This window comes from Paenibacillus sp. NPDC058071, assembly GCF_042885235.1.
Lineage (GTDB): Bacteria > Bacillota > Bacilli > Paenibacillales > Paenibacillaceae > Pristimantibacillus.
The window spans coordinates 355,731-368,119 of the sequence record NZ_JBHVSK010000004.1; the positions used below are offsets into that span (position 1 = coordinate 355,731).

9 protein-coding genes and 1 pseudogene are annotated in these 12,389 nt (G+C 52.9%); 5 read left to right on the plus strand and 5 right to left on the minus strand.

Annotation, left to right across the window (positions count from 1 at the left end; translation table 11 throughout):
• Nucleotides 1-25 precede the first annotated feature (25 nt).
• From ACFVTB_RS09265 to ACFVTB_RS09275, 3 genes are all read right to left on the minus strand, one after another.
• Nucleotides 26-1,870 (minus strand): ABC transporter ATP-binding protein, encoded by a 1,845-nt coding sequence (locus tag ACFVTB_RS09265; protein WP_387747698.1) that lies wholly within the window; start codon nucleotides 1,868-1,870, stop codon nucleotides 26-28.
• Nucleotides 1,854-3,602, minus strand: coding sequence for an ABC transporter ATP-binding protein (locus ACFVTB_RS09270; RefSeq protein ID WP_387747700.1), 1,749 nt, complete (start codon nucleotides 3,600-3,602; stop codon nucleotides 1,854-1,856). Before ACFVTB_RS09270 ends, ACFVTB_RS09265 begins: the two co-directional genes overlap by 17 nt.
• Before the next feature lie 74 nt (nucleotides 3,603-3,676).
• A complete protein-coding gene (locus ACFVTB_RS09275; RefSeq protein WP_387747702.1) occupies nucleotides 3,677-4,132 on the minus strand; it encodes a MarR family winged helix-turn-helix transcriptional regulator in 456 nt (151 codons plus the stop codon).
• A 178-nt stretch (nucleotides 4,133-4,310) separates the two neighbouring features.
• On the opposite strand from ACFVTB_RS09275, the pseudogene ACFVTB_RS09280 reads away from it, so the two are divergent.
• The 4 genes and pseudogenes from ACFVTB_RS09280 to ACFVTB_RS09295 all read left to right on the plus strand — a co-directional run bounded on the left by ACFVTB_RS09280 (nucleotide 4,311) and on the right by ACFVTB_RS09295 (nucleotide 9,130).
• Nucleotides 4,311-5,295: pseudogene (locus ACFVTB_RS09280) on the plus strand (aldo/keto reductase).
• 908 nt (nucleotides 5,296-6,203) lie between these two features.
• The gene (locus tag ACFVTB_RS09285) at nucleotides 6,204-7,868 is read left to right on the plus strand and encodes a hypothetical protein (protein WP_387747704.1); all 1,665 of its coding nucleotides are present in this window, start codon (nucleotides 6,204-6,206) and stop codon (nucleotides 7,866-7,868) included.
• A 110-nt stretch (nucleotides 7,869-7,978) separates the two neighbouring features.
• Complete coding sequence (locus tag ACFVTB_RS09290) at nucleotides 7,979-8,461, plus strand: CcdC family protein (RefSeq protein ID WP_387747706.1); 483 nt, start codon at nucleotides 7,979-7,981, stop codon at nucleotides 8,459-8,461.
• A 123-nt stretch (nucleotides 8,462-8,584) separates the two neighbouring features.
• The gene (locus ACFVTB_RS09295) at nucleotides 8,585-9,130 is read left to right on the plus strand and encodes a glutathione peroxidase (RefSeq protein WP_387747708.1); all 546 of its coding nucleotides are present in this window, start codon (nucleotides 8,585-8,587) and stop codon (nucleotides 9,128-9,130) included.
• A 77-nt stretch (nucleotides 9,131-9,207) separates the two neighbouring features.
• Here ACFVTB_RS09295 and ACFVTB_RS09300 read toward each other — a convergent pair whose 3' ends face one another.
• Together ACFVTB_RS09300 and ACFVTB_RS09305 are read right to left on the minus strand one after the other, a co-directional pair.
• Nucleotides 9,208-9,792, minus strand: coding sequence for a hypothetical protein (locus tag ACFVTB_RS09300; protein WP_387747710.1), 585 nt, complete (start codon nucleotides 9,790-9,792; stop codon nucleotides 9,208-9,210).
• On the minus strand, nucleotides 9,792-10,325 hold the full coding sequence (locus ACFVTB_RS09305) for a hypothetical protein (protein ID WP_387747712.1): 534 nt from the start codon (nucleotides 10,323-10,325) through the stop codon (nucleotides 9,792-9,794). The genes ACFVTB_RS09300 and ACFVTB_RS09305 overlap by 1 nt, the downstream gene beginning before the upstream one ends.
• A 334-nt stretch (nucleotides 10,326-10,659) precedes the next feature.
• On the opposite strand from ACFVTB_RS09305, the gene ACFVTB_RS09310 reads away from it, so the two are divergent.
• Nucleotides 10,660-12,389, plus strand: a 1,730-nt coding sequence (locus tag ACFVTB_RS09310; RefSeq protein ID WP_387747714.1) for a beta strand repeat-containing protein, incomplete at its 3' end; no start/stop codon positions are given.

The window sequence follows — 12,389 nt, forward strand, 5'->3', positions numbered from 1 at the left end:
TTCCTAATCTCAATCTTAACTTAACTTAGCCGCTTCTCTTAAATTGGCTCGTATAAAGTTCATAGTAGAAACCGCGCAGTGCAAGCAGTTCCTCATGCGTACCGCGTTCTGAAATGCCGCCGTCCTTCACGACGAGGATTTGATCAGCTTCGCGTATCGTGCTGAGGCGATGGGCGATTACGAAGCTCGTTCGGCCTTTCATCAGCTCGCGCATGGCGGTCTGAATGTGCATTTCCGTCCGTGTATCGATACTGCTCGTCGCCTCGTCGAGAATGAGCACGGCTGGATCGGCCAGCACGGCGCGTGCGATCGTCAGCAGCTGCCGCTGGCCTTGGCTTAAGTTGCCGCCGCCGGCCGCGAGCGGAGTGTCATAGCCCTGTGGCAGCTTCGCAATGAAGCTGTGCGCGTTGGCCAGCTTAGCGGCCGCTTCGATCTCCGCATCGGAGGCTTCCAGCCGTCCGTAACGGATGTTCTCGCGAATAGTAGAAGCGAATACGTACGCGTCCTGAAGCACGATGCCCAACCGGCTTCGCAGGTGATCCTTGCCGAGCTCGCGGATATCGATTCCGTCCAGTGTAATGGCGCCGCCGTCCACTTCATAGAACCGTGTCAGCAGATTGATGACGGTCGTTTTCCCTGCGCCGGTCGGACCAACTAGCGCGATCGTTTGACCCGGCGTGGCGGTTAGCGAGACGTCGGACAGCACCGGAATGTCTTGTTTATAGCCGAAGCTGACGTTCTCGAAACGGACCTCTCCGGCCATGTCTTTCGGCATTCGTTTCCCGTCGTTCTCGTATTCCGAAGGCTCGTCGATCATCTCGAAGACGCGCTCCGCTCCAGCGACCGCCGATTGCAGCATATTAAACTGATTGGCAAGCTCGTTGAGCGGCCGCTGAAATTGCTTGGAGTAATTAAGGAAGCTGACGATAACGCCGACCGTCGTCAAGTCCCGGTAGGCCATCCAGCCGCCGATTGCTGCGATCAGCGCAAAGCTGAAATTGTTGAACACGTTCATGAACGGACCGATCGTGCCTGAATAGATTTGCGCCTTGATGCTGTCCGCCGTCAGCTTGCGGTTGATTTCATCGAACCGGTCGGCGGCGATGGCCTCGCGGCGGTACACCTGCACAACCTTTTGGCCGGATACCGTCTCTTCAATAAAACCGTTCAGCTCGCCCAGACTTTTTTGCTGGCTGGAGAAGAAGCGCCGCGTATAGCTGGCGACTTTCTTCGTGAACAGCATGACGAGTGGAATCATCACAAGGCTCAATAGTGTGAGCCAAATATTCAGCCATAGCATGATGGCGAGCGATCCGGTCAGCATGATGACGCTGGAAATGATTTGCGTGACGCTTTGATTAAGCGTGCCCGACACATTCTCAATATCGTTGGTCGTCCGGCTCATCAGCTCGCCGTTCGTCTTGCTGTCGAAATACCGCAGCGGCAGCCGCTGCAGGCGGGCGAAAGCATCGCTCCGCATATCGCGGACTGTATGCTGTGCCGCGCGGACAACCAAATGCTGCTGCAGCCAAGTAAAAGCGGCGGTCCCTGCATAAGCGGCGGCAAGTCCGAGGCACAGCTTGAGCAGTCCTTCGTACTGTCCGGGCACGAGATAGGAGTCGATGGCGTGTCCGATTAAATAAGGAGCGATAAGCGAGAGCAGCGTCGCTCCCAGCGTCGCGGCCAGAATGCCGAGCAGCGCTTTGCGGTAACGCTGCATGTATTGCCAGATGCGGCGCACCGTTTGCGCCGTGTCCTTCGGCTTAGCTTTCGCCGCTGGCGGCATGCCGGGCTGTGAGCCGCCTCCGCGCATGCCGATCGGCGGCAAGCTGCGCGGCTCATTCGAACGGCTGTTATCCGATCCGGTCATAGGCTTCCGCCTCCTCTCCCGCCTGCGAGCGGTAAATATCTTGATACAGCTCGCAGCTGGCAAGCAGCTCGGCATGCGTGCCTTGCGCGACGAGTCTGCCTTCATCGAGCACGAGAATGTGATCCGCATCCCTCACTGACGAGATGCGCTGGGCGATCAGTAAGCTGGTGCGGCCGCGCATCAGCCGTTTCAAAGCGGATTGAATACGCGATTCGGTGCCCATATCGATGGCGCTTGTGCTGTCATCGAGAATAAGAACGGACGGCTGCAGGAGCAGCGCGCGGGCAATCGATAAACGTTGTTTCTGCCCTCCGGAAAGATTGACGCCCCGCTGGCCAAGCTGTGTATCGTAGCCGTCAGGCAAAGCGGCGATAAAGTCATGAGCCTGCGCGGCTTCGGCCGCTTCGCGCATCTCCTCGTCGGAAGCGGCCGGCTTGCCGAACTTAATGTTGTCGCGAATCGTGCCGCTGAAGAGCAGTGATTCCTGCAGAACGATGCCGATCTGTCCTCTCAAATGCGACAAGTCGATATCCCGGACATCTTTTCCGTCTAGCAGTACTCTGCCTTCAGTCGCATCATATAGACGCGGAATAAGCTGTACGAGCGTTGACTTGCCGGAGCCGGTTGCTCCGATCACGGCGACCGTTTGGCCAGGCTTGGCGACGAAGCTAATTTCTTTCAAAGCCGGTTCTGCCGCGGCTTGCCCCGCATAAGCGAAAGAAACGCCTTCGAATGCGATTTCGCCTTGGCGGTAGGCGTTCGTCGATGCGTCTGGCTTGACGTCAATTTCCGATTGTGCCGCCAGCACCTCGTTGATTCGATCAGCCGACACTTTGGCGGTGGAGAAACGGACCAGCATCATGCCTACCATAGAGAGCGAGAACATGACTTGCGTAACGTAGTTGATAAAAGCGACCAGCTCGCCGGTCGGCATCAGTCCGCTTTGCGCGTCCAGCCCTCCGAACCAGAGGACGGCAGCGATGCTCGCATTTAAAATAAAAGTCAAAATCGGCATATTAAGCGCAACGAGGCGCATCGCGCGGACGGATGTAGCGGTATATGCATCATTCGCCTCGCCGAATCGTTTATTCTCGAAATCGCCGCGAACGAACGCTTTCGATACGCGGATGCCCGCGAAGTTCTCCTGCAGCACCGAGTTCACTTTGTCGAGACGCTGCTGCATGGAGGCAAACAGCGGCAGCGTCAGGCGAATAAGCAGAAACATCACGACGAACAGAAGCGGAACGACGATCGCGAGAATCACAGCCAGCTTCGGGCTGATGATAACGGCCATTATGATGCTCCCGATCGCCAGGAATGGAGAGCGGACGAAGATGCGCAGCAGCATCTGCACGAGCATTTGCAACTGGGTAATATCGCCGGTCAGCCTTGTGATAAGCGAGCCCGTCTTCAATTCGTCCAAATTGCGGAACGAGAAGGTTTGTACCTTGCGGAACAGCTCGCCGCGAAGATCGGCACCGAACTTCTGAGAAGCGATGGATGAGAAGACGGTGCAGCCTACTCCGCCGATCAAGCCGACGAGCGCTGCTCCTAGCATCAGCAATCCGGTCCGTTGGATATGGGCCAGATCGCGCGTCGCAATGCCGTTATCGACAATGCTGGCCATCAGAGCGGGCTGAAGCAAATCCATAAATACCTCAAGCAGCATCAGGAGCGGAGCCAATACGGCCGCCGCCCAGTGCGGCTTCAAAAAACGTGCGAGTTTGAGCATGCTGAGTATAGCAACTCCTTAGAAAAGAATAAGACCGAGACAAAAGAATGTGTGCGCTAGCCGGGCTGTTGGACTTATGTCGTCTGCTCATCCTCTGAGCGGCTCTTCATATTATCGCGGATGCGAGCGAGCATGCCTTTCAGCAGCAGCACCTCGTCGTCCGAAAAGCCATCCATAGCGCGGTTTTCAAGCGTCTGCAGCGATTCGCGAATTTCGCCGACCGCCGCTTGCCCTTTATCGGTCAAATAAATGCGGGATACGCGCTGGTCCTGTGAATCGGTCTCGCGCCGGACGTAGCCGTTCTTCTCCATCCGATTCAGCATGATCGTCAGCGTGGCCGGCTTGATGTCGAGCTCGCGGGCAAGCTCGGCCTGGCTTCTTCCCGGCTCGCGGTCGAGGGTGAACATGAGCGGCGGCTGACCGGGATAGATGTCGTACTGCTGAAGCAGCCGATTCATCTCGTGCTGATGCACGCGCTGTAAATGACGAATCATGCGAGTGACATGATCGGGTCCGTGGCGTTTGCGCATAAGAACAGGTTCCTCCAATGGCGGAAAATAGTTTGTCGACTAACTATATACTAGATCGTGCCTTATTGTTCCGTCAAGCGGTTTTGAGTTAGAGTCCAAAATTGCGAATTGTTTCCTTGCTCTTCTCTGAGGTAAACTATTGCTGAAATTGAAAAGTCAGCCAAAGGAGCGATCGGAAATGCGTTATCGCAGATTAGGTTCAACGGAACTTCAAGTAAGCGAGCTTAGCTTTGGGACATGGGCAATCGGGGGAGCGTGGGGAAGCGTTGACGACGGGGAGTCGCTGCGCGCTTTAGATGCAGCGATGGATTGCCGACGTTAACTTTTTTGATACGGCCGACGTATATGGCGACGGCCACAGCGAGCGGCTGCTGGCGCAAGCGACGAAAGGCCGGGAATCGGAAATTGCCATCGCGACGAAGTTTTGCCGCGGCGGGGACATACACGATCCGGCCACTTATTCGGAGCAAGCGATTCGCGCCTATTGCGAGGGCAGCTTAAAGCGGCTGAACCGCGAGCAGATCGACCTGTATCAGGTTCATTGCCCGCCTCTGCCGATCTTGCAGGAGGGCAGCGTCTTCGGCGTGTTGGACAAGCTTGTTCACGAGGGCAAGGTTCGCCATTACGGCGTCAGCGTGGAATCAGTGGAAGAAGGCTTGCTCTGTCTCGAGCAGCCGAACGTGCGTGCGCTGCAAGTCATTTTTAATATTTTCCGCCAAAAGCCGCTGGAGCGTCTGCTAGACGAGGCTCACCGCCGCGGCGTAGCCATTCTCGTTCGGCTGCCGCTCGCAAGCGGGCTGCTGACGGGCAAATTTACGGCGCAGTCGTCGTTCGAAGCAGACGATCATCGCCGCTTCAACGAAAACGGCGAGCAGTTCAACGTGGGCGAGACGTTCGCCGGTTTGGGCTTCGCCAAAGGCGTAGAGCTGGCCGACCAGCTGCGCTGGATCGCCGAAGGACGGGGCAATATGACCCGCGCGTCGTTGCGCTGGATTTTGGATCACGAAGCGGTGACCTGCGTCATTCCCGGCTTCCGCAACGTTCGCCAGGTGGAAGATAACTTGGCCGCTTTGAACGTGCCGTCCTTCACGGCTAGTGAACAGGAGAGCTTGCGTGACTTTTATAAGGAAAAGGTGCATCCGTTTATTCGGGGTTCCTATTAGGAGATAATGACGGGATGGCTGACCGTTTCGAAACGGTAGAGCTGAGTAACTTTATATGTGTGATGCAGCACCCCTTAGCATTCATCGGGAATAAACGCAGACGAAGCGTCTATTCCCGATGCCTGTGCTAAGGGGTTTTTCATGTTGTTAGGTCAGCCAGCCGAACATCCAGCGAGCATCGCTCTTCGAGCTTTTTACAGTGCGCTCGGGTGAGGAAGTGATGGGGTTTTGATTTGCACAGTTATTGTTTTCGTATTCAAAATCAGTTCTTGACGGAGAAAAAGAGATTAGCGTAGGGGCAGAGGGATTCTGGAAAAACGGCAGTGGTCGCTTTTAAAGCATGATTCCTACTCCAAACCTCTATCAAATAAAGGAATCAGGCTTTAATGGCGATCGGAAGAACCCTCTGACCTGCAGCGATTCCGCTCGCTTCAAGTCAAGCACTGATTTCGGTTTTAAGCCCGTATTTTTGTACAGTGGACGACCCGTGTATAGCGATGTTCGGCAAGGTTTACTCGGCCGGCCGGGCTCCTTGACCTTATGCTGGCAGCCAATAACTGCAAAAAGGCAGTTATTGATGTCTGTATCGGTTGAAAATGAGGAAATAACTGCCGAATCGCAGTTATTCATTCAGAAACACGCACATATGGCACTACTACGCAGACATTAACTGCAAAAAAGCAGTTATTGCGTTTTAAGTAGGTTTTTTGAAGTAAATAACTGCCAAAACGACGTTATTTAGCTGGGGCTGGCACATTATCTAGCGAGTGTGTTGGTTGGAGATTCTTACAGGATGCGAGGATAAGTAACCGGATAGCGCTAAATTTGGTATTGATATCCAAACGGTTTCATTTTACAATGGAAAATGATGTTAATGGGATTAAATAACAACCTGGGGGCGTGACGAATTGAGTTTGTCGCAGCGAATATGGAAGTATAAAACGCATTATTTCATTGTTATTCCGCCGTTACTCATGTACTTTATCTTTAAAGTGTATCCTTGGCTGCAAGGTCTCTATATGTCCATGCTCAATTTCACGCCGTTTGAAGGATTTAAAAGTGAATGGGTAGGCTTTCGGAATTATACCGCTGTATGGTCTGACGAGCAATTTGTGCAAGGTTTAATAAATACGCTAATGATTAAGCTGTTATATATCTTCTTGTGCGGAGCGCTCGCTTTCGTTCTTGCATTAGCGTTAAGTCGAATTTCATCCGGACGGTGGCGCGCTTTCTTTGCATCGTTGTTTTTGCTTCCTTACTTTATTCCTGGCTCTGTAAAAGTATATGTGGCCACGTGGCTGCTCTCCCAGCAGCGCCCTTGGATTGGGGAAGGTGTGATGATTTTAGGTCATTCCGCCGGATATCAGCTAACCGCTTCTGTACTGGAGACCTTCAGTACTTCCGGAATTCCGATTCTGCTCGCACTTGCGGCCATTGCTGCGGCAAAATCGGCCAACGGCGGGGATGAATTGCAGCATGCATCCGTATATTTTTCGCGGTTATATACGATTCCGGCGGCAAGAGCAATCGGCGCTTTCCTGCTGCTCAAGCTTGGTTTTATTCTTACTACCGATTTCAATATCGCCTACTCCCTCTCTAATCCTCTTACCGGCCGCACGTTCGATGTGTACTCGCTTAACATCGGTGTCATGAACATGAGGATAGGAGAAAGCAGCGCGGTTATGGTCATTCAATTTGTGATTCAGCTTCTATTCGGGATTTTGGCCTATGCAGTAGTAAGAGGGAAGTTTCTTCGCGATCTATTCCATGCCGTGCCAGCACCTCCATTCGGTCGACAACAGCGTTTAGACGGCAGTGGAGGCATTTGGGGTTATGTAGCAGCGGTTCTCTACTCTCTGATCGTCGCATCTGTTTTGTTTGTATTATTTGTATTGCCATATACGGGCATATCATTAGGCGGAGAAATGATGTCTGATGCGCAGCCGGAATGGCATTTCGGAAAAATGCTTTTGTATCTGATTGCGATTTACTTCGCAGCTTTCTTTCACACCGTCATGGTTGCGATGCTGGCCTATCCTTTTACAGTTAAAAATTTACCTGGACGCAAGCTGTACAAATGCATTCTGTTTGCGCTCGCTTTTATGGGATCAAGCTATTTCTCGGAATATATGTTTTACCGTGCGGCAGGTATGGTGAATACGATTTTTCCGATTTTCCTCACCGGCCTGTTTACCGTTATACCTGTCTTTGTGCTTAAAAGCATATTTAACAGCAAGTATGCGGCACTTAAAGAAGAAGCTGAAGCGAGCGGGAAAGGGGAACTGGAGACCTTCTTCACTTTGTTTATCGCCAAGCTATGGAAGCCGTTGATTGCGATTGCGGTACTGCAATTTACGTTTTTGTGGGGTTCATTCCTTGCCCCGCTCTTGTATCTTCTCGATGGCTGGCAGTATTCACCGGTTATGATGATTCACGCTTTGAGCAACGCCGGAGCAGATCCTGCTACCGTGTTGAAAATAGGGGCGCTGGCCAGCTTGCCGCCAATCATTCTGTTTCTTGTATTCCGGCGCTGGATCACTTCCGAGGTCCTGTTGGGAGAGCTGCGCAAGTAATGAGCATTTCACCTAAGCGAATTTCATTTGCGGTCAGGTATCTTTTTGCAGTACGATGGTGAAAAAGGTAATGGCATCTCTGCTGTTGGGAATCTAGGAGGTGGAGCGCGATGCCTCTATCCACGCAAACCATACAACTGATTGCCGTTCTGGTCTCTTTGCTCGCTGGAACGGGTCTCATCGTACTGCGCCTGCGCGCAAGCAAACAACCGACATCGCTTCGCAAAATCATTATTCCGCCGCTCGGCATGGCGACCGGATTTATAATGTTCGCCTTTCCAATAACGCATATCCCATGGATTTGGGGCTTGTCTGCGTTTGGAACGGGTATGCTCATTTTCGCATTTCCGCTGATCGTGACGACAAGGCTCGAACGGGTAGAGTCGAATATATACGTTAAGCGCTCGAAGGCCTTTATTTTTATAATGGTCGCGCTGCTGCTGATCCGTTTGTCTCTACATGGGGTGGTGGAGCAGTATATGTCCATTCCTCAGACAGGGGCGCTGTTCTACTTGTTGGCCTTCGGCATGATTATTCCTTGGCGTCTCGCGATGGTCAGCGATTTTATGCGGCTTCAGAAGGTTGAGGCTTAGTTTGAAAAATAGAATGGCAAACGCCGCCGGTTTGACTTTCGGGTCGCCGGCGTGTTATTCTTTGTTTTATAAATTGTACGCAATTTAATTTTACTTAAACTAATTATTCGGGAGGTACGTCCTATGTCCGTCTATACATTTGAAGCCGAAAAAATCAACGGTGAGGCCGTTAGTTTAGAGCAATATAAAGGAAAAGTATTGATTATCGTCAATACGGCCAGCAAATGCGGATTTACACCGCAATACAGCGACCTCCAAAAAATTTACGAGCAATATAAAGACCAAGGGCTCGAGATTCTTGGTTTTCCGAGCAATCAGTTCGGGGAGCAAGAGCCGGGAAGCAATTCCGATGTACAAAGCTTTTGCCAAATCAATTACGGCGTAACGTTCCCGCTTTTCGCCAAAACTGATGTTCGTGAGGACAGCGCTCATCCGCTGTTCAGTTATTTGACCGAGCAAGCTCCGTTCCAAGGCTTTAACGTGTCCGAACCGAGCGGCAAAATGCTGAATGCGTTCCTTTCTGAAAAACTGCCTCAATTGCTGGAAGGTGATTCGATCAAATGGAACTTTACAAAGTTTCTGGTCGATCGTGAAGGCCGCGTCGTCAAACGGTTCGAATCGACGCAAGAGCCGAACGATATGAAGGCTGATATTGAAAAATTGCTGTAAAGCGCATCGCAAAGGCGCCTGCCATCTCGATTCCGAGTGGCGGGCGCCTTTTTTTGTTGGAAGAAATGCATAGTGGCTCAAGCCTCCCACCAAATAACTTCTACGGCTGTTCCCAAAATGCCGAGAACCGAAAGCGAGCCGAATACGTTAACGGACAGCGCCTGTCCCGGGGGAACGAGGATGCTTCCACTGTACTCCAGAAAAAAAGGTCCGGGAAACAGCGGATATAGCGCAAAGGAGGTGCCTCCCGTTATGGCTGACGTTGAAGAGGTTGCCGTCATGACGCTTGTCGCGCTGCTTCCTAGTTGGAAGGTTGCGGGTGTCAGTGTAGAAGGCGAGGTAAGTGTTCCGCCGCTGAGTGCGGTAACTTGACCGGAAAAGCTTGAAAGCAAGCTGAGGGAAACGTTTGTATTCCCGTAAATTTGCTTTAAGTAAAGCGTTTTTCCGCTATTCGAAGGGTTGGCGATGCGTACCGAAATGTTGACGGTACCGCCAAGGAGTCCAAGCGAGGCGCTATTGCTGGCGTTAATGGAGAAGAATCCTCCAGTAGTTGCAGATACGGCTGACTGGGGCGGCTCGGCCGCGTTTTTTTGGGTGTAGTTGTTGGTTCCTTTGGTTATAATCGGACTTTTACTGCGGTCGAAAATGGGAAAGTTGGGCATTAGAATTCCCACCAGACGATGTTGGCCGCTGCCGTGATCGAACCGGTTCCGACAGAGATGGTGATCGATCGGTTAGGCGGAATAACGATGCCGCCGGTAAAAGGGAAAGTGAACTGTCCCGCCGCAAGCAAGGAGGTTAGGAATAAGGTTGGAGAGCCGACGACAGAGCCGGTCGTTACGCGAGCGCTGGCGACACTGGTCCCCGAGTTGCCGAATTGGCAGTTGAACGGTGTCGGTGTCGTGCCGCCTGTTATTGTTCCAGAGGAATAGACATTTATCGTCGCGGCAGCGCTAATACCGCCTGAGATGGACGAAACATAGAGTGTCCGCCCACTCACATTCGGGTTTGAAATTTGAATGAGCAGATTGGAGCCTGCTCCGACGCTTGTGCTTCCAGAGGTAATCGTGAACAGGCGACCTGCTGCAGAGGCGCTTCCCTCAGGCGGGGATACGACGGCCGGCGATGTGTAGGTATTATTCAGTAATGTATATAGTGGCCTATTTTCACGGTTAAACACGGAGTAGTTGGTCATGGCAATCACCTCGATCATGCATTGTAATGCTTGTATTATATGGGACCGGCCGCCTTTTCGTATGGGGATGTACGCCGGATTTGCAGGATAAGGCTTTTGTGCTCGCGGCACACGCCGCTTCCTCGTGTCTTGCCGCGTCATAGCGTATAGAAGCATGGACATGGCGGAAACAATTTCTCTCTTTTTAAAAATGACACGAAAAGCGAAAGCTGGAATCTTTTTCTCATGGGACAAACAGGGGCGAAGGAATGGCGTGAGAGGCCATGACGATACGCACGGCGGCAATTCCGTTACATGGCCGATTGACTTTTTATGCTGAAGAAGGTGATGGGCAATGCCAAACTTTTCTACATTTAATCCGAATCCCGATAAGCTGCGCACTTTAATTTTTGGTAGAGACAATACCCAAACCCCGCAAGCGTTATTGACGGACTCTTCCGGTCATCTGTTGGTTGGGGCGACAATAACCGGAGGGACGGTTGCGATAGCGGGGGGCACAGTAGCGATATCGTCGGGGACGATAACGGGAGGTACGTTGAATGCAGTGTTGGGAACGACAATTACAGGCGGCACAGTAGCTGTCTCAGGAGGAACTGTTGCGGTCTCAGGCGGAACGGTGGCGATATCGAGCGGGACGGTTGGAATATCCGGCGGTACGGTAGCGGTGTCGGGTGCGACGATAACAGGTGGAACATTGGGGGCTGTTTTAGGAGCTACAATCACAACTGGTACGTTAGAGGCGCTGCTCGGTGCAACAATTACAGCGGGAACGCTGACAAGTATTTTGGGAGCAACAATTACGGCAGGTACGGTGGCGTTGTCCGGTGGCACAGTGGCCGTATCGAGTGGAACGGTCGCAATATCAGGCGGGACAGTTGCAGTATCTGGAGCGACGATAACCGGAGGAACGCTTGGAGCGGTACTTGGGGCCACGATCACAGCGGGAACGCTGACTAGCATACTAGGAGCAACGATTACAGCTGGTACCGTAGCGCTGTCAGGCGGCACGGTGTCATTGTCTGGAGGAACAGTTGCAATATCTGGAGGAACAGTAGCCGTTTCTGGGGCGACGATAACAGGCGGAACCCTTGGGGCCGTTCTAGGAGCGACAATCACAACTGGTACGTTGGAAGCGTTGCTAGGGGCGACAATCACAGCGGGAACGCTGACGAGTATCTTGGGAGCGACGATCACGGCAGGAACCGTGGCGTTATCTGGCGGTACGGTAGCCATATCGAGTGGCACGGTAGCAATATCAGGAGGAACGGTTGCAGTATCTGGAGCAACGATCACGGGCGGGACGCTAGGAGCAGTACTGGGAGCCACGATCACAGCGGGGACATTAGGTGCGTTACTAGGAGCTACAATTACAGCAGGGACGCTAACGAGCATCTTAGGAGCGACGATCACGGCAGGTACAGTTGCATTGTCTGGTGGTACAGTAGCAATTTCCAGTGGCACGGTCGCGATATCTGGCGGCACAATAGCGGTCTCTGGCGCGACGATCACGGGCGGGACGCTAGGAGCAGTACTGGGAGCCACGATCACAGCGGGTACATTAGGTGCGTTACTAGGAGCTACGATCACAGCGGGAACGCTGACGAGTATCTTGGGAGCGACGATCACGGCAGGAACCGTGGCGTTATCTGGCGGTACGGTAGCCATATCGAGCGGAACTGTTGCAATATCCGGAGGAACAGTAGCCGTCTCAGGAGCGACGATAACAGGCGGAACGCTAGGAGCGGTACTGGGAGCCACGATCACAGCGGGCACGTTGGGAGCGTTGCTTGGAGCTACAATTACAGCGGGAACGCTGACGAGCATCCTCGGAGCCACGATTACGGCAGGTACGGTAGCTATCTCGAGCGGAACGGTCGCCATATCTGGAGGAACAGTAGCCGTTTCTGGGGCGACGATAACAGGCGGGACGCTAGGAGCAGTATTGGGAGCCACGATCACAGCGGGTACATTGGGAGCGTTGCTTGGAGCTACAATTACAGCGGGAACGCTGACGAGCATCCTCGGAGCCACGATTACGGCAGGTACGGTAGCCATCTCGAGCGG

Coding starts and splice junctions, on each gene's coding strand:
- ACFVTB_RS09265 (WP_387747698.1), bottom strand. CDS start 1,870: ATGACCGGATCGGATAACAGCCGTTCGAATGAGCCGCGCAGCTTGCCG.
- ACFVTB_RS09270 (WP_387747700.1), bottom strand. CDS start 3,602: ATGCTCAAACTCGCACGTTTTTTGAAGCCGCACTGGGCGGCGGCCGTA.
- ACFVTB_RS09275 (WP_387747702.1), bottom strand. CDS start 4,132: ATGCGCAAACGCCACGGACCCGATCATGTCACTCGCATGATTCGTCAT.
- ACFVTB_RS09290 (WP_387747706.1), top strand. CDS start 7,979: ATGCCTCTATCCACGCAAACCATACAACTGATTGCCGTTCTGGTCTCT.
- ACFVTB_RS09295 (WP_387747708.1), top strand. CDS start 8,585: ATGTCCGTCTATACATTTGAAGCCGAAAAAATCAACGGTGAGGCCGTT.
- ACFVTB_RS09300 (WP_387747710.1), bottom strand. CDS start 9,792: ATGCCCAACTTTCCCATTTTCGACCGCAGTAAAAGTCCGATTATAACC.
- ACFVTB_RS09305 (WP_387747712.1), bottom strand. CDS start 10,325: ATGACCAACTACTCCGTGTTTAACCGTGAAAATAGGCCACTATATACA.